This window comes from Actinoalloteichus fjordicus (genome assembly GCF_001941625.1).
Taxonomy (GTDB): Bacteria; Actinomycetota; Actinomycetes; order Mycobacteriales; family Pseudonocardiaceae; genus Actinoalloteichus_A; species Actinoalloteichus_A fjordicus.
Genome location: NZ_CP016076.1, coordinates 6,048,977 through 6,068,209, shown reverse-complemented (window position 1 = coordinate 6,068,209; position 19,233 = coordinate 6,048,977). Strand labels below are relative to the sequence as shown.

The window sequence follows — 19,233 nt, the reverse complement described above, 5'->3', positions numbered from 1 at the left end:
GACGGCCGTGGCGCCCCTCGCCCTTGATCGGGCCGGCTCGAGGAGGTGCACCAGGTCGGGTGTGTCGCGGGTTGACGACCTGCGGCACGGCGTCGCTCAGGCACAGCCGTAGCTGGATCAGCGCACCACTGACTACTGGCGACGCTGCCGGAGCGATGCCCACGCGGCGTGACCCCGTCGCGCGGCGAGATCCGGCAGCAGGACGTCGATCTCCTGGTGCGATGCGCTCCAGTTCGTCGGTGTGGTGGCGGTCAGCGTTCCTGGGACCGTCATTGGAACGGGACGAGCCTGCGCAGGCTCACGCAGCTGAACGAGTTCTCCGGCGAGACAACGCGACGCCGAAGAGGATCACGATGACGCCGACGAGTGTCCCGGCCAGCGGCTCGCCGAGGAACAGTGCGCCGAGCACGACGGATATCGCGGGCAGCAGGTAGGAGACGAGGGAGGCCTGCGGTGCTCCGTCGGTGCGGATGAGGGCGTAGTTGACGATGTAGGCCAGGCCGGTGCCCAGCACGCCGAGGATGAGGAGGGCCGCGACGGCCGGGGCGGTGACAGTGGTCGTGGCGACGTCCCCGAAAGGCAGCGCCAGTGCCAGCCAGCCGGTGGCGGCGAGGAGTTGGCAGGCGGACAGCGTGACCGGGGAGAGAGTCCTTGGCGCGAGGTGGCGGCCGATGTAGAGGTAGCTCACTGCGTAGGAGAACGCGGCGGCCAGGCAGCTGAGCGCGCCTGCGAGATCGATCCCGTGCGTGGTCCAGGGCTGGAAGATGAGCAGACAGCCGAGGAAGCCGAGGAAGAACCCGGCAGCCTGGGCCACAGTCGGTCTGTTCTGAGCGCGTAGCGCCAATGCCAGGAGCAGGGTCCAGAGCGGGGTGGTGGCATTGAGCGCTCCCGCGATGCCGGAGTCGACCCGGGTCTCCCCGACCGCGAACAGCAGGTAGGGCGCGGCGTTGGCCAGCAGGGCCGCGATGGTGAGGTGTCCCCACGTCGCGGCATCACGGGGCAGGGATAGCCGTCGCGCTCCGACGATGGCGAACAGGACGAGGGCGCCGAGGGCGAGTCGGCCGAACGTCAGCGTGACGGGGTCGAACCCCGCCAGGGCGATCTTGATCCAGAGGAAGTTCGACCCCCAGGCCAGCGCGAGGACGGCCAACAGGAGCGTTCCGCGTGTTCGTGCGGTCACGGGTCAATCATCCACGGCGAAGGTGTAGCGGAGTCCGGTGCGATCACCTCGGTGGACGAATCGCGAGACTTCGACGTTGCTGACGAGGTCGGCCCTCGACCGGGGCTGGTCAAGGGCCGACTTGTCGGTCTGAGGTTCAGTGCAGCCGATCGTTTTTGATCGCAGTCAGTAAGGCCCCGAATGTGGCGTGGCCGACGGTGAGGGTTCCGCCGTGCCGGTTCTTGGTGTCGCGTATGCCGACTGAGGTCGAGGAGATGCCGACCTCTACGCAGTTGTTGCCGTTCCCTGAACTTGCGGCTGCCTTCCGCCAGTGCGTGGAGGTCACCGGGATCATCATGTCTCCTTCGAGGATGAGTCTTCGTACTGCGTAGCGGCTTGAAGTAGGAACTCGTGAGACCTCGCTGTGTCGAGAGCCGATCCCAGGAGGCCGCTCCACACCCCACCGTAAACAGCGATGTCAGCGGCGCCATCGAGGTAATCGCCGTGGTGGACTTGTTCCACATAGACGATCTCCACAGCCGGTACGTTGCGGTCAGAAGGCGGCACCCTGAAGTAAGTGAAGGGGAACTCCGCGACACTGACAGGAGTCGTTGAGAACGGCAGGATGTAGAGGTGTCTGCTGATCGAAGCCCGCGCCGCCTGCGCGATGGCGCACACCGCGATCGACGATGGGGCGGGGATCTTCCGGCCTGCCACCCGGATCTCCGTCTGGCCACATGTCGAGTGGATTCGGGAGTGTGGTGATGCTGCGGCCGAGGAGGTTCGCCTTGCGGAGGCAGCGCTCGCCGAGGCACAGCAGATCATCGACGGGTACTGCTGGAGTGTTGCCGGGCTTCGTCTTGGTGAGACGGCGTCACTTGGAAGAGGAGAGCCCGAATCCGGCCGAGAAGACCCGGAGGACGGTCCACGCTTGATTGACCCCGAGATAGCCGACCCCACGGGGCGGTATGCGGAGTGGATGGAGTACCTGGATCGGACGGGTGCCGACATCGACCGGACGAAGGTCGTGCGGATGACAAGGCTTCGCGACGGGCGCACCGTCTGGTTGGAACGCGGCCCCGCGCAAAGGACTGGATCATATTCTGGAGCCGCAGAAGCGGGGCGCATTCGAGAGGATGGGAGTCCCACGCGAGAGGATTCCGGCTCTCGTGTTCGCGGCTCTCGAGCGTGGGGTCGTGGTCGGCTACAGCGGCCGGGATCGGCCGGTGTACGAGGTGGACTTCGACGGCGAGATTCGTCGGGTGGCCGTCACCGTTGCCGATGACGGTGGCATCATCGGCGCCCACCCCATACCGAGGAGACGTAGGCTCCGGCCGCACCCGCACCGAAAGTGAGTGACGATGACAGTCGACGTCGCCATCCTTGCGGGATGGCAGGAGGACCCCTTCTACTACGACGCAGGCGAGGGCGAGGACTACAACCACTCGATCGAGGAGGCCGCCGACTTCCTCGGACTCGGCTGGGAGCTGACCCGGGACATCGCCGCCTGGGACGAGGAATTCCAGGCGATCTACCAGCCCGCCGACACCCGGGCCTCGGTCTTTCCCACCCCCGAGAGCGAGAACGCCTGGTTGGAGAGAGGCAGAGAACTCGCCCGTCGCATCAAACAGGAGTCCACGGTCGTCGCACGGGTGAACTATCGGGCCGACGGCACCATCCCTGACTGGACCTGCGTCTTCTGACCCGAAGACGCTGGGGATGGGCCGTATCGTGACGGCAGGCCGCCGAGTGAAGGTCGAGAACGCGGACTTCTACGGGAGCGGATCGTCGATCACGTCTTCGCCGGACTCGTGTGCGGCAGGCGCATCGGTGAGACCGCAGGCGCGATGCCCGTTGCAGACGGGTCGGAAGATCCGGCCCCGACTGCATCGGAGGTAAGCGGTGGCGACCGTCGAATTGTTCATCTTGACGGGCTGGAACGAAGGGCCGTTCTACTACGACAACGGAGATCCCGGAGAATCCCTCAACCACTGGATCGACGAGGAGAGCATCGCGTTCCTTCAACTGGACGACGACCTCGTCCGCGACATCACTGCCTGGGACGAGGAGTATCAGGACCTCTACGACCCCGACGACCCGCAGGGCTCGGGGTTTCCCACCTCGCAGGCCAAGACTGCCTGGATCGAGCGAGGCAAGGAGCTGGCCGCGAGGATCAAGCGCGAGTCTCCGGTGGTCGCCAGCGTCGACTACCAGGGCAACGGCAGCATCCCCGAAGGCACCTGCGTGTTCTGACCGGTCGGAGTCCTAGGGCTCTGGGGAGGCCGCCGCCTGCGCCGGAGGTGACCGGCGAACCGTCCTCGGCGGCGGCCGACGACGGTCGACGACGCCATTCACCGGGCCGACAGGAGGACTCCGCCCCGCCGGCCGGAAGGCTCGGCGGGGCGAAAGCTGAACACGCTCAGCCGCTCGTCACCCTGCCTCGGGCGGCCCGGCGCCTGCGCAGCAGCACGCCTGCGACCGCCGCGCTGTTGGCCGCCTCCGGTCCGGCGACGCCTTCGATCGCGCCATGGCCGAACTCGCGGGGATGCCGGGTCAGCCGCTTCTCCATGCTGTAGCTGAGAAAGGTCGGCACCTCGGCTCCGCCTGCGGGCAGGCTGCCGATCGGGAAGCCCACCGCCGTGCCGCGCAGCCACGCGGGCCACGACCGGCGGAAAGTCGGAGCGTGACAGCATCGCCCGCTCGCGCAGCGGGTGGACGGTGCTGTGACCGGTGCCGGTCAACAGGTGTCCGAAGGCCTCGCTGAGCGCGAACAGCGCCACGACGACGTCGATGCCGTCCAACAGTTCGCCGACGCCGAAGGCGAGTCGGGCTGGCCGGTCTGCGAGTCGATGCCGATCAGCCCGATGGTGATGATCGACAGGCAGGGCGACCAGACCCGTCCAGGAGGTTGCGGCCGAGCAGCGCACTGACGGTCACGAACGCCACGGCCATCACCGGCCACGTACTCGGGCGGCCCGAAGGTCGTGGCGAGGTCGGCGACCGCAGGCGCCAGGAAGGTGAGCGCGAGGGTGCCGATCGTGCCCGCGATGAAGCTGCCGATCGCCGCGAGTGCCCAGCCGTAGTCGGCCATACGGCCGGGGTGCGGGGCGCCGAGCAGCAGCGCGGCGGCGACGAAAAGGCCCGCCGAGGTCACCACGTAGCCGAGCACCGGCAGCGGCAGGGCGAACGTCACGAGCGTGGCGACCACGGCCGCCAGGCGCAGCACCGCCTTGGACTGCCAGGCGACGCCGTCCGATGCCGCAGCACCGACTGCCCGAGCAGCGTCGCGCCGACGAGACCGAGCAGCACGCCGATCGGCAGCGGCACGGCGGCGGGGGCCGACGACCGCACCGGTGTCGGGCAGCCGGAGCGCGCATCGGTGATTACCAGCACGGCTGCGAGCAGCATCAACGCGCCGAAGGCCCCGGCGGCGAGCACATGAGCACCGCGCGAGAGATCAGGATGGCCCTGCTGCGGGACGCGGCGGGGGCGCGCTGAGGGCGCCCCGGCCACCTCACCTCGGGTTGATCAACCGGAGGTAGAGGAACCTCGGGCCGCCGGTGAGCATCGTCCAGGCGCCCGGATCGGCCGCCTCGCACGCCGGCAGCGGCGCGGGCTCCTCGAGCCGGTCCACCACGAAGCCCGCCTCGCGCAGCGCGGTGAAGGTCGCGCTCAGCGGGCGGCGGTAGAACTGCACCCGGTGCCGGTGTCCGGCGAGATTCCACTCGTCGGTGAGCAACTCCGTCTCGAAGTAGCGGGTGCCCTCGAACCAGTGCCAGTCCTCCGGATGGTGCACGGAGGCCACCACCGTCCCGCCGGGCCGCAGCACCCGACGGAACTCGGCCAGCGTCGGCCCCCAGTCCCGCAGGTAGTGCAGGACCAGCGAGGCGGTCACCAGGTCGACCGAGTCGTCCGCCAGGAAGTCCAGCGGCCGGGCGACGTCGGCCCGGTGGAAGTCGATCCGGTCGCCGAACCGGGCACGGGCGATGTCCACCATGCCCTGGCTGCGATCGATGCCGGTGACCCGCGCGCCCCGATCGGCGAGCTCGGCCGCCAGCAGTCCCGCCGCGCTGCCGACGTCGAGCACCCGCAGGCCCGCCACCTCGCCCGCGAGGCCCAGGATCGCGGGCCGGTCGTAGTAGACCTGGAAGGGATTGACACCCGAGTGCTCCGCGTAGGCGGCGCTGAATTCGTCATAGGGAGCGGCGGCGGCCTCCCGCGCCCGGCTCAGGATCTCGTCGACGATCTCGGTCTTGGCGTCGGCGTAGTTCTGGATGTACTGCCAGGTGCGGCTCGCCAGCTCCCGCTTGGCGGTGGCGTAGCGGTCCCGTTCCTCGTCGTGGGTCCGCAGCCGGTCGCGGAAGAGCCGATACCGTTCGATCTCGGGGCAGCCGCGTGAGTAGACGTGCAGGTTGACATTGGTGTCCGGGCCCTTGAACGCGCGATGCTCGTCCCGCGCCGGCTCCCGGATGACCAGCCGGTACCCCGCGCCTGTCAAGGCCGGGACGTAGGCGGGCTCGTCGGCGGAGTCGGGAACGACCAGCAGGACGTCGACGATCGGCTTGGCGCATAACCCCGGAACCGAGGTCGACCCGATGTGCTCCAGCGCGACGACCCGGTCGCCGAGCAGCCCGCGAATCCGCTCGGCCTCCCGCTCGTAGAGCCTCGGCCACTCCGGGTCGTAGTCGGCGAGGGTGACGGTGGAGTTCAGCTTCGGCGGCTCGGCAACCCAGCTCGAGCGGATGTCCTCATCGGAGTAGTGGGCACGATCGCGTTCGGACACGGCGCTGGCTTCCTTCCTCAGGGCAGTCGGACACCGTAACACCGAGGGGATGCGCGGGGTCCCCGGCTGAGGCGGAGGTGGAAACGGATTCGCCGGGTCGTGGAACGGGCGGCGGTCCGCAGGCGAAGGCGGCTGCTCGCCGTGGCGGGCGGGGCGAGGCGAATCCGGCCCGTCCCGCCAAGGAGACGGGCGGGCCTGCTCGGCGTCGACGTCGGCCGTCGCCCGGCCGAGCCGGGGCCGCCGCTCGCGGTGGGCAGGCCCGGCGGCCGGTCGCAGCCGGTCGGGTCAGTGCTCGGTGTCGACGGGTTTCGCGGGGCGGTCGACACCGGGGTCGGCGGGCTGGACGGCGTCGAGGTGCACGGTGAGGGCGACGCGGCCGCGTGCGTCGCGGCGCGCGACGGCATGTCCGGTGCGGTCCACGCCGTCCAGCCGGAGCGACATCGGCTGCCCCTCGTCCACGAAGTTGCGCCACCACTTCTTGGACTCGGGAATCATGACGGGGATCGTGACGACGTCCCCCCGCCGCCGGTAGCCCACCGGCGTGCTGATGGTGCGTCCCGAGCGTCGCCCCACGTAGGTGACCTCGGTGAGATACCGGCCTGCCAGCCTGCCCCAGCGTGGCGAGGCGCGCAGGGCGTTCACCCCCTTGTTGACCCGGTCGACCAGTGTGCGCGGGAGCGGACCTCGGTACGGCAACGCGACCTCCATCGTCGACGCAGGCAACTGCGGCGGTGGTTTCGGGATCGTGCCGACTGCGTCGGCGGGTCGAACGACGGTGCGGGACCGTCGTGCCACCGCCCGCGATCGGCGATAAGCGGACTAGCATCTCCACTTAGCTTCGACGCTAGCAGCGCCACCGGTCCGATCCCGCCCTGCGAGGTGAAGTGAGAAGGATGAACGCCGAGCCGTCTCGGATGCCGAGCCCGACCGGCGTGGACCGTGCGCCCGATGCGGACGCCCGTGACGAGCTGCGCACCGACGCCCGGCGCAACCGCGACCGCATCGTCGAGGCGGCCCGCGACCTGTTCGCCGCCCGAGGACTCGACGTGCCGACGGCCGCGATCGCGCGGCGGGCAGGCGTCGGCGTTGCGACGCTCTACCGTCGCTTTCCCACCAAGGAGTCGCTGGTCGGCGCGGTGTTCGCCGAGAAGTTCGCGGTGTGCGCCTCGATGGTCGGCGACGCGTTGGACGATCCCGACCCGTGGCGCGGCTTCTGCACGATGATCGAGCAGATCTGCGTCATGCAGGCCCGCGATCGCGGTTTCAGCGCTGCCTTCTTCGCCGCGTACCCCGGCACCGTCGACGTCGATCGGGGCCGGGAGGAGGCGATTCGAGGGTTCGTCGACCTGACCCGGCGAGCCAAGGCGAGCGGCCGACTGCGCCCCGACTTCGTGCAGCACGATCTGGCGTTGCTGCTCATGGCCAACGGCGGCGTCGTCGCGGACTCCGCCGAGGCCGGGCTCGCCGCGTCCCGACGCCTCGTGGCGCTCCTGCTCGACGCGTTCCGAGCCGACCGGAGCGCGCCGATCGACCCGCTGCCGCCGCCCGCGCCGCTCCGGCTGCGCGACGTCGTCGGCTAGTTGCCGGTCGGGCCTGCCGCCTGCCGCACCCGGCTGGGCCGCGATCGGTCCTGCGCGGCCCTCGCGGGTGGTTCTCGTCCTCGGGCCGTGCTCTGCGGCCGCCCCGTTGATCCGTGCTCGATCTCATCGCCGACCGTGTCCGGCCGCGAGCGACCGCGAGGGTCGACGCCGAGGCGGCTGGCGGGCGGCTCGACGTCACGAACCGCCCGGATTCACGAGCGTCCCGACTGCGACGGCGCCACGGGGTCGGGTGTCGCGCGCCGCCGAGAGGGCGGGTGGCAGAAGGGAGCGGGTCCGCGCGGAGCCTGGCACGAGCGGGGGCCGGACATGCCGATGGACCGCCGAAGCCGCGCAGTATCCGCCGATTCGAGATGTCGATCACATCACGACGCGAAGAACACCGCGTTTTCTTCCGGTGGGCGAAAAGTGGCGAGTTCGACCGTTGGGAGAGTCCTCCCAGCGGGCGGGAGGAAGCCGGTACGGTCGCCGGCAGCGAGAACTCGCTGATCGGAAGGGGAGCCCGTATGTTCCGGAAGGTCCTGGTCGCCAATCGAGGCGAGATCGCGATTCGGGCGTTTCGCGCCGCTTACGAGCTGGGCGCGGGGACGGTCGCCGTCTTCCCGCACGAGGACCGGAACTCGGTACACCGCCTCAAGGCCGACGAGGCCTACGAGATCGGCGAACCCGGCCACCCCGTCCGCGCCTACCTGTCGGTGACCGAGATCGTCGCCGCCGCCCGCCGCGCGGGCGCCGACGCGGTGTACCCCGGTTACGGCTTCCTCTCCGAGAATCCCGAACTCGCCAAGGCCTGCGCCCAGGCGGGCATCACCTTCGTCGGACCCTCGCACGAGATCCTGGAACTGGCGGGCAACAAGGCCCGCGCGGTGGACGCCGCCCGCGCCGCCGGGCTGCCCGTGCTCGCCTCCGTCCCGCCGACCGCCGACATCGACGAACTGGTCACCGCCGCCCAGGACATGACGTTCCCGGTGTTCGTGAAGGCGGTCGCAGGCGGCGGAGGTCGGGGCATGCGCCGGGTGGCGCGGCCCGAGGAGCTGCGCGAGTCGGCCGAGGCGGCGATGCGCGAGGCCGAGTCGGCCTTCGGCGATCCCACCGTGTTCCTCGAACAGGCCGTCGTCAATCCTCGGCACATCGAGGTGCAGATCCTCGCCGACGGGACCGGCGCGGCCATCCACCTCTACGAGCGCGACTGCTCGGTGCAGCGACGGCACCAGAAGGTCATCGAGATCGCCCCGGCCCCCAACCTCGACCCCGCGCTGCGCGAGCGGATCTGCGCCGACGCCGTCGCGTTCGCCCGACAGATCGGCTACGTCAACGCAGGCACCGTGGAGTTCCTGGTCGACGAGCGCGGCAACCACGTGTTCATCGAGATGAACCCGCGCATCCAGGTCGAGCACACGGTTACCGAGGAGGTCACCGACGTCGACCTCGTGCAGTCTCAGCTGCGCATCGCCGCCGGGGCGACGCTGGCTGACCTCGGCCTGGCGCAGGAGGGCATCACCCTGCGCGGCGCCGCCCTGCAGTGTCGGATCACCACCGAGGACCCCGGCAACGGGTTCCGTCCGGACACGGGCACCATCAGCGCCTACCGCTCGCCCGGCGGCGCGGGCATCCGGCTCGACGGCGGCACCACCTTCGCGGGCACCGGGATCAGCGCGCACTTCGACTCGATGCTGGTGAAGCTGTCCTGCCGAGGCCGGGACTTCGCCACCGCCACCGCGCGGGCCAGGCGGGCGCTGGCCGAGTTCCGCATCCGAGGCGTCGCCACCAACATCCCCTTCCTCCAGGCGGTGCTGGAGGACCCGGACTTCCAGGCGGGCCGTGTCACCACCTCGTTCATCGAGCAGCGGCCGAGGCTGCTCACCGCCCGCCAGTCCGCCGACCGGGGCACCCGGCTGCTGACCTACCTGGCCGACGTCACGGTGAACCGGCCGCACGGCGATCGGCCGAGCACGCTGGACCCGGTGCACAAGCTCCCCGACATCGACCTGGAGACCGCGCCGCCCGCGGGATCGCGGCAGCGGCTGCTGGAACTGGGCCCGGTCGGCTTCGCGTCCTGGCTCCGGAACTCCGAGGCCGTCGGCGTCACCGACACGACCTTCCGCGACGCCCACCAGTCGCTGCTGGCCACCCGCGTACGTACCAAGGACCTGCTGGCCGTCGCGCCGCACGTGGCGCGGCTGACGCCCGAGCTGCTGTCGCTGGAGTGCTGGGGCGGCGCGACCTACGACGTCGCCCTGCGCTTCCTGGCCGAGGACCCCTGGGAGCGGCTCGCCGCACTGCGCGAGGCGGTGCCCAACATCTGTCTCCAGATGCTGCTGCGCGGGCGCAACACCGTCGGCTACACGCCGTATCCGGAGGAGGTGACCAGCGCCTTCGTCGCCGAGGCCACCAAGACCGGCATCGACGTCTTCCGCATCTTCGACGCGCTGAACGACGTCGAGCAGATGCGCCCGGCGATCGAGGCCGTCCGCGAGACCGGACAGGCCGTCGCCGAGGTCGCCCTCTGCTACACGGCCGACCTCTCCGACCCGGGCGAGCAGCTCTACACCCTCGACTACTACCTGCGGCTGGCCGAGCAGATCGTGGCGGCGGGTGCGCACGTCATCGGCGTCAAGGACATGGCGGGCCTGCTCCGGCCGCCCGCCGCCGCGACGCTGATCAGCGCGCTGCGCCGGGAGTTCGACCTGCCGGTCCACCTGCACACCCACGACACGCCGGGCGGGCAGCTCGCCACCTACCTGGCCGCCGTGCAGGCCGGGGTCGACGCCGTCGACGGCGCTGCGGCGTCCATGGCGGGCACCACCTCGCAGCCGCCGCTGTCCGCCGTGATCGCCGCCACCGACCACACGCCGCGGGCCACCGGGCTCACCCTGTCCTCGGTCTGCGACCTGGAGCCCTACTGGGAGGCGGTCCGCCGGATCTACCGGCCCTTCGAGTCGGCGCTGCCCTCGCCGACCGGTCGCGTGTACCGCCACGAGATCCCCGGCGGCCAGCTGTCGAACCTGCGCCAGCAGGCCATCGCGCTGGGCCTCGGCGATCGGTTCGAGCAGATCGAGTCGACCTACGCCGCCGCCGACGACATCCTCGGCAGGCTGGTCAAGGTCACGCCGTCGTCCAAGGTGGTCGGCGACCTGGCCCTGCATCTGGTGGGCGCGGGCGCCGACCCGGCCGACTTCGAGTCCGATCCGGGCCGCTTCGACATCCCGGACTCGGTGATCGGCTTCCTGCACGGCGAGCTGGGCGACCCGCCCGGCGGCTGGCCCGAGCCGTTCCGTGCGAAGGCGCTGGCGGGCCGTTCCGGCGCGCGGCAGATCGTGCCGCTCACCGAGGAGGACCGCCGAGGCCTCGACGAGGACCGCCGCGCGACGCTGAACCGGCTGCTCTTCCCCGGCCCGGCCAAGGAGTACACGGCACACCACGAGGAGTACGGCGACACGAGTCTGCTGCGCAGCAAGGACTTCTTCTACGGGCTGCGCCCCGGCGAGGAGTACTCGGTCGACCTCGAACGCGGCGTCCGGCTGTACATCACGGTGGAGGCGATCGGCGAGGCCGACGAGCGCGGGATGCGCACCGTGATGGCCACGCTGAACGGTCAGCTCCGGCCCATCCAGGTCCGGGATCGCTCCATCGCCTCCGCCGTGCCGGTGGCCGAGAAGGCCGATCGCGGCAATCCCGGCCACATCGCCGCGCCGTTCGCGGGCGTGGTCACCGTCTCGGTGGCCGAAGGCGACACGGTGGAACAGGGCCAGACCGTCGCCACCATCGAGGCGATGAAGATGGAGGCGGGCATCACCGCTCCCAAGGGCGGCACCGTCCGGCGGCTCGCGATCGGCTCCGTCGCCCAGGTGGAGGGTGGCGACCTGCTGCTCGAACTGGACTGAACCCCCGCACCGGGCCGAGGAGACCCCGACGAATCCCCTCGGTCCGGTGCCGTGGACCGTGCGGAGCCGGGTCGTGCACCGCGCTTCGCACGAAGCGGACGCGACCGGGCGGCGGACGATCACGCCGCCTGCCGCGTTGCCGTGCTCCTGCGCGGTCCGCCTGCGAGCACCCGACCTCGCCCGCCCGCCGGGTCAGTCGTCCCGCTCGGTGCCGTCCTCGTCGGCGATGCCCAGCTTGTCGTGCAGCCCGGCCAGCAGCTCGCGGAGCAGTTCGGTGAGCTGCTCGCGCTGTGCGGGATCGAGGTGGTCGATGAGCGACTCCTCGTGCCGAAGCAGGTCGTCGACACTGCGTTCGACCAGGGCGTGCCCCTCGGCGGTCAGCTCGGCGCTGATCGTGCGCCTGCCGGACTCCGTCCGCCGCACCAGGACCAGGCCCTCCGCCTCCGCCTTGGCCACCCGCTGCGTGATGGCGCCCGCGCTGATCAGGCTGCGCCGGGCGAGGTCTCGGGGGGCGAGCCGGTAGGGCGGGCCTTCGCGGCGCAGGGTGCTGAGCAGATCGAGCGTCGCGCGGTCGATGTCCAGGGCGGTGAGGGTGCGAACTCGTTCGTCGCCGAGCAGCTTGCCCACCCGCCAGAGCCGGGTGATCACGCCGATGGATGCCACGGGCGTGTCCGGTCGTTCCCTGGCCCAGGCGAGCGCGATGCGATCCGTCGAGTCGGAGCCGGTCATGGTGTTAGCCTAGCCCAGATATGTTTAGGCCTAAACAAGGAGCGCTCCTGATGCAACGCACTGCCGTCGTGACGGGTGGAGGAACCGGTATCGGGCGGGCGACGGCCCGTGAGCTGGTGGCGGCGGGCTTCGAGGTCGTCGTCATCGGCAGACGTCCCGAGCCGCTGGCGGAGACCGTCGCGGAACTCGGCTCGGCAGTCACCGCCCTGTCCTTGGACGTCTCGGACCCCGCTGCCCTGACCGAGGCCGCCCCGCGACTGCCCGCCGCCGTTGACGTGGTGGTGAACAACGCGGGCGGCAACACCGACATCGGGCGTCCTGCGCCCCCGGAGGGAGACCTCGTCGCCCTGCGCGACTCCTGGCAGGCCAACCTCGACGCCAACCTCCTCAGCGCGATGCTGTTCACCGAGCTGTTGCGGCCTCGGCTCGCCGAGAACGGCCGGGTGATCACCATTGGCTCCATCGCGGCGCGGTACGGCGCGGCGGGCTACGGCGCGGCCAAGGCGGCCGTGGAGGCCTGGAGCGCGGGGCTGGCCTTCTCGCTCGGCGGACGAGGGATCACCGCGAACGTCGTCGCGCCGGGGTACACCGAGGACACCGAGTTCTTCCGGGGCCGGATGACCGACGCGCGTCGCACGACGCTCATCGAGAAGACCGCCACCAAGCGGGTCGGCCTCGCCACCGACGTCGCCGCCGTGATCGGCTTCCTGGCCTCGCCGCAGTCCGGGCACGTGACCGGCCAGGTGCTGCACGTCAACGGCGGCGCCTATCTGGGCGGCTGACTACTCGAGGCCCGTCTGCGCAGCGGCCTTCTGCCGGGTCGAGTCCCTGGGGCAGGCTCGGCCGGTGGCGCGCGATGACCGCGACGGTCTCGTGCGGGCAGGCGTCCTCTGTGCCGGGCAGGCGCCTCCCGCGCCTCGCTGCAGTGTCGCCGTGTCGCCGCACGTGGTCGGGGCGGGCGGGACGTGCGGCCACGACATCGCCGCTGCGGCCTCGGCACGGAACGGATCTCGGATCGCGGGCAACAGGGACTCAGATCCGCAGCCCTGCGGCGCACCGCCCGACGATCCGCAGCCGCCGCCCGTCCGCAGCACGGCCCGCCGAGACCAACCGCGCGCCGGGCCGGACCGCCGCGCGGTCTCGCCCCGCTCCGGCGGCCTGCACGCCGATGCCGTCCGAGGATGGGCGAGGATGACCCGGTGACTCGGATCGTGGCGGGCAGCATGGGCGGCAGACGGATCACGGTGCCGCCGCGTGGCACCCGGCCGACCTCGGAACGGGTCCGCGAGGCCCTGTTCAACGCCGTCGAGTCGCTGCTGGATCTGCGCGATGTCCGGGTGCTGGACCTGTACGCGGGGTCCGGGGCGCTGGGACTGGAGGCCTTGTCACGGGGCGCGGGGGAGGCGGTGTTCGTCGAGTCGGACCGCCGCGCCGGGCTCGTCCTGCGTCGCAACATCGACACGCTGCGGCCGGGCGGCGCCGTGGTCCGGTCGGGCACGGTGGAGTCGGTGCTCTCCGCACCAGCCGAGCAGCCCTTCGATCTCGTCCTGGCCGATCCGCCGTACGACGTGCCGACCGACGGGCTCGAGTCGGTGCTGGGCCTGCTCGTCCACCAGGGCTGGACGCGGCCGGGGAGCCTGGTCGTGGTGGAGCGGGCCGTCCGCGACCGTCCGCCCCGGTGGCCGAGCCCGTTGCAGGCGCTGCGTGAGAAGCGCTACGGCGACACCGTCCTGTTCTGGGGCGACCACGACGAGGAGCACGGCGACGATCGCGGCGACGCCGCGTCCTGACCCGGCCGCTTCGACGGCGCGAGACGGCGCGAGACGAGAGACGACCGCCGACGGCGATCACCGAATCGCGAGCAGGCCGCCCGAGGGCTCCGCACGCCGGGCCCGTGGACGGGACGCGCGGGCCCCGCCCGCCGCGACAGGCCGAGCTGATCGACCTCGATCGAGAACTACTCGAGGTGTTTCCGATCACGGCTCGACTCGCAATCGCAGGTGGGCCGAGAGCAGGCTGCTAGCGTCCCGCCTCATGAGACGCGCCGTCTATCCAGGCTCGTACGACCCGGTCACCAACGGCCACCTCGACATCATCGAGCGCGCGGCCGGGCAGTTCGACGAGGTCGTCGTCGCCGTCTTGATCAATAAGAGCAAGAAGAGCCTGTTCACCGTCGAGGAACGGCTGGACATGCTGCGGGACGTCGCGAACGAGTGGCCGAACGTGCGGGTGGACTCCTGGCACGGACTGCTCGTCGACTACTGCCGCACGCATGAGATCCAGGCCATCGTCAAGGGCCTGCGTGCCGTCAGCGACTTCGACTACGAGTTGCAGATGGCCCAGATGAATCAGCGGCTCTCCGGGGTGGAGACCCTGTTCATGGCCGCGAATCCGGTCTACAGCTTCCTGGCCAGCTCGCTGGTCAAGGAGATCGCCACCTACGGCGGCGACGTGTCCGCCCTGGTGCCCGCCGCCGTCGAGCGCCGCATCGTCGAGCGGATGGCCGAACTCGGCTGAGCCTGCGGTCGGCCCTCGCGGCGGTGGGCGAGGCAGGTCACAGTCCGACACGCCTGGTGGTCGAATTGTGACTCTGTGTTGATGCCCCCGCTATCGTCTCGATCATGATGACCATCACTCGACGTACCGTCGCAGCCCTGCTCTTCGCCCTTCTCGCGCTGCTGCCCTTCGGCGGGGCAGGCCTGGCCGCCGCTCCGTCGGTCGGCTCGCTGGTCGCCTTCGCCCAGCAGCCCGACTGCGGCGACACCTCGGGCTTTGCCCAGGTCGACCTCTCCTCGCTGCCGCCAGAGGCCACCGTGACCGCAGAGCTGATCCAGGCGGGCGGCCCCTTCCCGCATCGCCAGGACGGCGTCGTCTTCGGCAACCGGGAGCGCGTGCTGCCCGACTGCGAGCGCGGCTATTACCACGAGTACACGGTGGAGACGCCGGGACTGTCGCACCGGGGCGCACGACGTCTTGTCACCGGGGAGAATGACGAGTACTTCTACACCAACGACCACTACGCGAGCTTCGTGCTGGTGGACGTGCAATCCTGATCGTGCGGGCTCTGGGCGTGGGACACGCGCACGGCGACCGCATCCCTGACGGCGTCCGGCGGGCAGGGCAGACTTGACGCCGTAGCCGAACGGCGTGCTGCTGCGAGGAGTCGAAATCGTGTACCGGGTGTTCGAGTCGCTCGACGAGTTGGTGACGATCGTCGAGGACGCACGGGGAGTCCCGATGACCTCCGGGTGCGTCGTCCCTCGCGGCGACGTGCTCGAACTCCTCGACGACATCCGCGATGCGCTTCCCGGTGAGCTGGACGACGCCCAGGACGTGCTCGACCATCGGGACGAGGTCGTCGGCAAGGCATCAGAACAGGCCGAGCAGACCATCGGTCAGGCGCAGTCCGAGGCCGAGCAGCTCATGGCCCAGGCTCGCGGCGAGGCGGAACGGATGGTCGCCGAGGCGAGGATGCACGCGGAGCGGATGCTCGCCGAGGCGCACTCCGAGGCCGACCGCGCCGTGGCCACCGGAAACCATGAGTACGAGGAGTTCGTCGCCCGCGCCAGGGCCGAGGCCGAACGGATGGTTCAGGCGGGCCGAGCCTCCTACGAGCAGTCCGTGGAAGAGGGTCGCGCGGAGCAGGCGCTGCTGGTCTCGCAGGCCGAGGTGGTCCAGGCCGCCCACGGCGAGTCCAGCAGGATCGTCGAGGCGGCGGGCGTGGAGGCCGAGCGGCTGCGCTCGGAGTGCGACGCCTACGTCGACGCCAAGCTGGCCGACTTCGAGGAGCTGCTCGATCGCACGCTGCGGACGGTCGGCAAGGGGCGTCAGCAGCTGCGCGCGCCCTCCAGGACGGCCTTCGACTACAGCGAGTGGGAACAGCGCTCCAGCATGCCCGGCTGACACTCCGCGCGGGCGGGGATCCCCGCAGGCGTGCCTGCCACCCGGCGCGCCCCGCGACCGGTGTCCCGCTCGACCAGCGCCTCTGTCGACGTCCTCGGCATTCGTGCAGGCAGGGGGCGTCCGGCTCGCGATCCCGCTGGTCTCGGGGCGGGCGATCTCAGCCGGATTTCACCCGGCGGCCCCTCCTCGCGTAACCTGTCTCGGTTGGACCTGTTCCACTCCCATATTGAGATCGTTGATGTCTATGCACTCCAGAACATCTTCCGGCGCGAGTCCCGCTCCGTCCGGGCCGTGGGTCATCGACACCCGCGAGCTCGGCCGACGAGCAGGCTCCAGCCGTCGTTATCACCGCAGCCTGCCGCCGAGCACGCGCCTGGGCCTCGACCTCGTCGCGGTCCCGGATCAGGGCGAGGTCGTCCTGGACATCCGGCTCGACTCCGTGGTCGAGGGCGTACTCGTGGCGGGCACCGCCACCGCGCCGCTGGAGGGCGAGTGCTCCCGTTGTCTCGACTCGATCCTCGATGAGGTCGAGGTCGAGGTGACCGAGCTGTTCGCCTATCCGGAGAGCGCCACGGACGAGACCACCGAGGAGGACGAGCTTCCGCGCGTGGTCGACGAGCTGATCGACCTGGAGCCGGTGGTTCGCGACGCCGTCCTTCTCGCGCTACCATCTTCGCCGCTGTGCTCGCCCACCTGCGCCGGACTGTGCGTCGACTGCGGTGGGAAGTGGGCCGAACTCGGCCCCGACCATCGCCATGAGACGATGGATCCTCGTTGGGCCGCTCTACAGCAGCGGTTCGGTGACACCAGCACCCCCAGCACCACTCTTGACAAGTCGGAGGAGAACTAGCCGTGGCCGTCCCGAAGCGCAAGATGTCGCGCTCCAACACGCGCTCCCGTCGCTCCCAGTGGAAGACCACGGCGCCCACCCTGGTGGTCTGCCCGAATCGCAACTGCCGTGAGCAGAAGCTGCCCCACACGATCTGCCCGAGCTGTGGCACCTACGACGGCCGCCAGATCGCGCGGCCGGCCTGATCTCGAAGCGCACGGCTTCGTGGGCGCACACGGTTCCAGGGGACGATCCCGAGATCATTCCGCACTGCTGACCGCGCTCGGCGTCGACATCGGCGCCGAGCTGCTGGACCTTGCCTTGACGCACCGGTCCTATGCATATGAGAACGGCGGCCTGCCGCCGAACGAGCGCCTGGAGTTCCTCGGCGACGCCGTTCTCGGTCTGGTGATCACCGATCACCTGTATCGACAGCATCCGGACCTGCCCGAGGGACAACTCGCCAAGCTCCGCGCCAGTGTCGTCAACATGCACGCCCTCGCGGGCGTGGCTCGTGAACTCGGCGAAGGCGGCCTCGGCGCGCACCTGCTGCTCGGCAAGGGCGAGGAGCTGACCGGCGGGCGGGACAAGGCGAGCATCCTCGCCGACGGACTGGAGGCCGTCATCGGCGCCGTCTATCTCCAGCACGGCGTGGAGACGGCCCGCCAGACGGTGCACCGCATGTTCGACGTCTTGCTGGCGGAGGCTCCGCTGCGCGGCGCAGGCCTGGACTGGAAGACCAGCCTCCAGGAGCTGACCGCCGCCGCAGGCCTCGGCGTTCCCGAGTACCGGGTGGCCGAAGAAGGCCCCGACCACCGCAAGGAGTTCACCGCGACGGTGATCATCGGCGGGCAGGGCATGGGCACCGGCGTCGGCCGCACCAAGAAGGAGGCCGAGCAGCGCTCGGCCGAGACGGCATGGCGCCTGCTGTCCGACCAGCTCCGCACCGCCGCCGAGGAGATCGGCGAGAGCCAGGACGCCGAGTCGGGGGCAGCTCAGCAGGAGGGTGCTGCCGAGACGGGCCTCGCGAGCGACTTCGAGGCAGGCCTCGCGAAGGCTGCCGAGGGCTCGACGGCGGATGTCGACCAGCCGGACACCGCACCAGAGAAGACGTAGTTCGCGGGCGGTCGATGATCGGCGCCTGCCCGCAGGCGAAGGCGAGAGTCAGTCGTGCCAGAACTGCCCGAGGTCGAGGTCGTCCGTCTCGGTCTGCTCGATCATGCCGTCGGCCGCACGATCGCCGACGTCGAAGTGCTGCACCCCCGCGCGGTGCGCCGACACGAGCCCGGCCCGGCCGACTTCGTCGCCCGGCTGCGCGGCGCGCGGTTGACGGCGGCGAACCGCCGGGGCAAGTATCTGTGGCTCGAACTGACGGGTGCCGTGGCGGCGGCCTCGGAGTTCGTCGGGGCGAGCCTGGCCGCCGAGGACGAGACCGACGGCTCGAACGGAGTCGTCGGTGCTCAGGCGGACCCCGAATCGGGCCGCGGGCACGACGTCGTCCGGCCGCCCTCGCCGTCGGCGGTGGAGGGCGCCGCGCTGCTCGTGCATCTGGGGATGAGCGGCCAACTGCTGGTCAAGGACTCCGCCGCGCCGGACGAGCGGCATCTCCGGGTCCGATTCCGGTTCGCCGACGGCGGCGAGTTGCGCTTCGTGGATCAGCGCACCTTCGGCGGGCTGACGTTGGCCGACCTGCTGGAGGTCGACGGAACGACGCTGCCGGTTCCCGTCGCCCACATCGGCCGTGACCCGCTGGACCCGAGGTTCGACGCCGCAGCCGTCGTCGAGGCGATGCGCAGGCGGCGCACCGGGGTCAAGCGGGCGCTGCTCGATCAGACGCTCGTCTCGGGCGTCGGCAACATCTACGCCGACGAGGCGCTCTGGCGGACCCGGCTGCACTGGGCGCGGCCGACGGCGAGTCTGCCTGCGGCGAAGGCGGCCGAGCTGGTCAATGCCGCCGCCGACGTCATGCGCGAGGCGCTGGGGCAGGGCGGCACGTCCTTCGACGCCCTCTACGTCAACGTGAACGGCCAGTCCGGGTACTTCGACCGCTCGTTGGCGGTGTACGGCCAGGAGGGCCTGCCCTGCCCGCGCTGCGCCAGCCCGGTGCGCCGCGATCCGTTCATGAACCGGTCCGCCTTCTCCTGCCCCGGCTGTCAGCCTGAACCCGCCGACGCCCATCGCTGAGCCGGGAGAGCCCGGCAGCGTTCGTCCGATCGGCGGTTCCCGCTGTGCTGCCTCGGGCATCAGTGCTCGATGCTCGTGACTGCGGTCCGCAGCAGCGGGGCCTGCGGTAGCCCATAGGGCCTGCCTACCCACGTGACCATCGGAGTCGTCTGCTGCCTCGGTGT

22 protein-coding genes and 1 pseudogene are annotated in these 19,233 nt (G+C 70.7%); 15 read left to right on the top strand and 8 right to left on the bottom strand.

All coding sequences use genetic code 11. The features are described 5' to 3' along the window. Positions 1-298: 298 nt before the first annotated feature. The 3 genes from UA74_RS25875 to UA74_RS25865 all read right to left on the bottom strand — a co-directional run bounded on the left by UA74_RS25875 (position 299) and on the right by UA74_RS25865 (position 1,876). Positions 299-1,180 carry a DMT family transporter gene (locus tag UA74_RS25875; RefSeq protein ID WP_075765644.1) on the bottom strand — a complete coding sequence of 294 codons (882 nt, stop codon included), beginning with the start codon at positions 1,178-1,180 and terminating at the stop codon, positions 299-301. A gap of 136 nt (positions 1,181-1,316) precedes the next feature. Next, on the bottom strand, positions 1,317-1,517 hold the full coding sequence (locus tag UA74_RS25870) for a DUF397 domain-containing protein (RefSeq protein WP_318533268.1): 201 nt from the start codon (positions 1,515-1,517) through the stop codon (positions 1,317-1,319). Beyond that, the gene (locus UA74_RS25865; RefSeq protein ID WP_157434453.1) at positions 1,514-1,876 is read right to left on the bottom strand and encodes a Scr1 family TA system antitoxin-like transcriptional regulator; all 363 of its coding nucleotides are present in this window, start codon (positions 1,874-1,876) and stop codon (positions 1,514-1,516) included. Before UA74_RS25865 ends, UA74_RS25870 begins: the two co-directional genes overlap by 4 nt. Positions 1,877-2,328: 452 nt before the next feature. Between UA74_RS25865 and UA74_RS31200 the strand changes: the two genes are divergently transcribed. From UA74_RS31200 to UA74_RS25850, 3 genes are all read left to right on the top strand, one after another. Then, the gene (locus UA74_RS31200) at positions 2,329-2,514 is read left to right on the top strand and encodes a hypothetical protein (protein WP_083683644.1); all 186 of its coding nucleotides are present in this window, start codon (positions 2,329-2,331) and stop codon (positions 2,512-2,514) included. Positions 2,515-2,520: 6 nt separating this feature from the next. Further along, entirely contained in the window at positions 2,521-2,862 is a 342-nt protein-coding gene (locus UA74_RS25855) for a hypothetical protein (RefSeq protein ID WP_157434452.1), read from the top strand. A 199-nt stretch (positions 2,863-3,061) separates the two neighbouring features. After that, positions 3,062-3,412: a hypothetical protein gene (locus UA74_RS25850; protein WP_157434451.1), complete on the top strand. Its 351-nt coding sequence runs from the start codon at positions 3,062-3,064 to the stop codon at positions 3,410-3,412. Between the two features lie 166 nt (positions 3,413-3,578). On the opposite strand, the pseudogene UA74_RS25845 reads toward UA74_RS25850, so the two are convergent. Together UA74_RS25845 and UA74_RS25840 are read right to left on the bottom strand one after the other, a co-directional pair. After that, a pseudogene (locus UA74_RS25845) lies at positions 3,579-3,830 on the bottom strand (tripartite tricarboxylate transporter permease); the annotation flags it as partial. Positions 3,831-3,896: 66 nt separating this feature from the next. Continuing rightward, positions 3,897-4,385: a tripartite tricarboxylate transporter permease gene (locus UA74_RS25840; protein WP_075742549.1), complete on the bottom strand. Its 489-nt coding sequence runs from the start codon at positions 4,383-4,385 to the stop codon at positions 3,897-3,899. 29 nt (positions 4,386-4,414) lie between these two features. Between UA74_RS25840 and UA74_RS25835 the strand changes: the two genes are divergently transcribed. After that, positions 4,415-4,657, top strand: a complete 243-nt coding sequence (locus tag UA74_RS25835) for a hypothetical protein (RefSeq protein ID WP_075742548.1) — start codon at positions 4,415-4,417, stop codon at positions 4,655-4,657. Positions 4,658-4,673: 16 nt separating this feature from the next. On the opposite strand, the gene UA74_RS25830 is transcribed toward UA74_RS25835, so the two are convergent. Continuing rightward, positions 4,674-5,942: a GrpB family protein gene (locus tag UA74_RS25830; RefSeq protein WP_075765642.1), complete on the bottom strand. Its 1,269-nt coding sequence runs from the start codon at positions 5,940-5,942 to the stop codon at positions 4,674-4,676. A 285-nt stretch (positions 5,943-6,227) separates the two neighbouring features. After that, positions 6,228-6,650, bottom strand: a complete 423-nt coding sequence (locus tag UA74_RS25825; RefSeq protein ID WP_075744240.1) for a hypothetical protein — start codon at positions 6,648-6,650, stop codon at positions 6,228-6,230. A gap of 185 nt (positions 6,651-6,835) precedes the next feature. Here UA74_RS25825 and UA74_RS25820 point away from each other — a divergent pair, with 185 nt between their 5' ends. After that, entirely contained in the window at positions 6,836-7,522 is a 687-nt protein-coding gene (locus tag UA74_RS25820; protein WP_075742546.1) for a TetR/AcrR family transcriptional regulator, read from the top strand. A 524-nt stretch (positions 7,523-8,046) separates the two neighbouring features. Beyond that, the gene (locus UA74_RS25815; protein ID WP_075742545.1) at positions 8,047-11,424 is read left to right on the top strand and encodes a pyruvate carboxylase; all 3,378 of its coding nucleotides are present in this window, start codon (positions 8,047-8,049) and stop codon (positions 11,422-11,424) included. A 192-nt stretch (positions 11,425-11,616) separates the two neighbouring features. Here the strand turns inward: UA74_RS25815 and UA74_RS25810 are convergent, their stop codons facing one another. Continuing rightward, positions 11,617-12,153, bottom strand: a complete 537-nt coding sequence (locus UA74_RS25810) for a MarR family winged helix-turn-helix transcriptional regulator (protein ID WP_075742544.1) — start codon at positions 12,151-12,153, stop codon at positions 11,617-11,619. Between the two features lie 50 nt (positions 12,154-12,203). Between UA74_RS25810 and UA74_RS25805 the strand changes: the two genes are divergently transcribed. The 9 genes from UA74_RS25805 to mutM all read left to right on the top strand — a co-directional run bounded on the left by UA74_RS25805 (position 12,204) and on the right by mutM (position 19,069). Then, positions 12,204-12,935 carry an SDR family NAD(P)-dependent oxidoreductase gene (locus UA74_RS25805; protein ID WP_075765640.1) on the top strand — a complete coding sequence of 244 codons (732 nt, stop codon included), beginning with the start codon at positions 12,204-12,206 and terminating at the stop codon, positions 12,933-12,935. Positions 12,936-13,352: 417 nt separating this feature from the next. Then, the gene (rsmD, locus tag UA74_RS25795; protein WP_075744239.1) at positions 13,353-13,943 is read left to right on the top strand and encodes a 16S rRNA (guanine(966)-N(2))-methyltransferase RsmD; all 591 of its coding nucleotides are present in this window, start codon (positions 13,353-13,355) and stop codon (positions 13,941-13,943) included. Positions 13,944-14,187: 244 nt separating this feature from the next. Next, positions 14,188-14,670, top strand: coding sequence for a pantetheine-phosphate adenylyltransferase (gene coaD, locus UA74_RS25790; RefSeq protein WP_075742541.1), 483 nt, complete (start codon positions 14,188-14,190; stop codon positions 14,668-14,670). Between the two features lie 104 nt (positions 14,671-14,774). Further along, on the top strand, positions 14,775-15,206 hold the full coding sequence (locus UA74_RS25785) for a ribonuclease domain-containing protein (protein ID WP_075742540.1): 432 nt from the start codon (positions 14,775-14,777) through the stop codon (positions 15,204-15,206). Positions 15,207-15,324: 118 nt separating this feature from the next. Beyond that, on the top strand, positions 15,325-16,056 hold the full coding sequence (locus UA74_RS25780) for an SPFH domain-containing protein (protein WP_075744238.1): 732 nt from the start codon (positions 15,325-15,327) through the stop codon (positions 16,054-16,056). 244 nt (positions 16,057-16,300) lie between these two features. Next, a complete protein-coding gene (locus UA74_RS25775; RefSeq protein ID WP_157434669.1) occupies positions 16,301-16,906 on the top strand; it encodes a YceD family protein in 606 nt (201 codons plus the stop codon). 2 nt (positions 16,907-16,908) lie between these two features. Beyond that, the gene (rpmF, locus tag UA74_RS25770) at positions 16,909-17,091 is read left to right on the top strand and encodes a 50S ribosomal protein L32 (protein ID WP_075742538.1); all 183 of its coding nucleotides are present in this window, start codon (positions 16,909-16,911) and stop codon (positions 17,089-17,091) included. A 19-nt stretch (positions 17,092-17,110) separates the two neighbouring features. Then, positions 17,111-18,001, top strand: coding sequence for a ribonuclease III (gene rnc, locus UA74_RS25765; RefSeq protein ID WP_083683640.1), 891 nt, complete (start codon positions 17,111-17,113; stop codon positions 17,999-18,001). 54 nt (positions 18,002-18,055) lie between these two features. Continuing rightward, positions 18,056-19,069 carry a bifunctional DNA-formamidopyrimidine glycosylase/DNA-(apurinic or apyrimidinic site) lyase gene (gene mutM / locus UA74_RS32455; RefSeq protein ID WP_075742537.1) on the top strand — a complete coding sequence of 338 codons (1,014 nt, stop codon included), beginning with the start codon at positions 18,056-18,058 and terminating at the stop codon, positions 19,067-19,069. Positions 19,070-19,233: the final 164 nt, after the last annotated feature.

What these genes read in the sequence shown, in the direction of transcription:
- UA74_RS25870 (WP_318533268.1), bottom strand. Translation starts at nt 1,517, where the DNA reads ATGATGATCCCGGTGACCTCCACGCACTGGCGGAAGGCAGCCGCAAGT.
- UA74_RS25855 (WP_157434452.1), top strand. Translation starts at nt 2,521, where the DNA reads ATGACAGTCGACGTCGCCATCCTTGCGGGATGGCAGGAGGACCCCTTC.
- UA74_RS25835 (WP_075742548.1), top strand. Translation starts at nt 4,415, where the DNA reads ATGCCGCAGCACCGACTGCCCGAGCAGCGTCGCGCCGACGAGACCGAG.
- UA74_RS25825 (WP_075744240.1), bottom strand. Translation starts at nt 6,650, where the DNA reads ATGGAGGTCGCGTTGCCGTACCGAGGTCCGCTCCCGCGCACACTGGTC.
- UA74_RS25820 (WP_075742546.1), top strand. Translation starts at nt 6,836, where the DNA reads ATGAACGCCGAGCCGTCTCGGATGCCGAGCCCGACCGGCGTGGACCGT.
- UA74_RS25815 (WP_075742545.1), top strand. Translation starts at nt 8,047, where the DNA reads ATGTTCCGGAAGGTCCTGGTCGCCAATCGAGGCGAGATCGCGATTCGG.
- UA74_RS25810 (WP_075742544.1), bottom strand. Translation starts at nt 12,153, where the DNA reads ATGACCGGCTCCGACTCGACGGATCGCATCGCGCTCGCCTGGGCCAGG.
- UA74_RS25805 (WP_075765640.1), top strand. Translation starts at nt 12,204, where the DNA reads ATGCAACGCACTGCCGTCGTGACGGGTGGAGGAACCGGTATCGGGCGG.
- coaD (WP_075742541.1), top strand. Translation starts at nt 14,188, where the DNA reads ATGAGACGCGCCGTCTATCCAGGCTCGTACGACCCGGTCACCAACGGC.
- UA74_RS25785 (WP_075742540.1), top strand. Translation starts at nt 14,775, where the DNA reads ATGATGACCATCACTCGACGTACCGTCGCAGCCCTGCTCTTCGCCCTT.
- UA74_RS25775 (WP_157434669.1), top strand. Translation starts at nt 16,301, where the DNA reads ATGCACTCCAGAACATCTTCCGGCGCGAGTCCCGCTCCGTCCGGGCCG.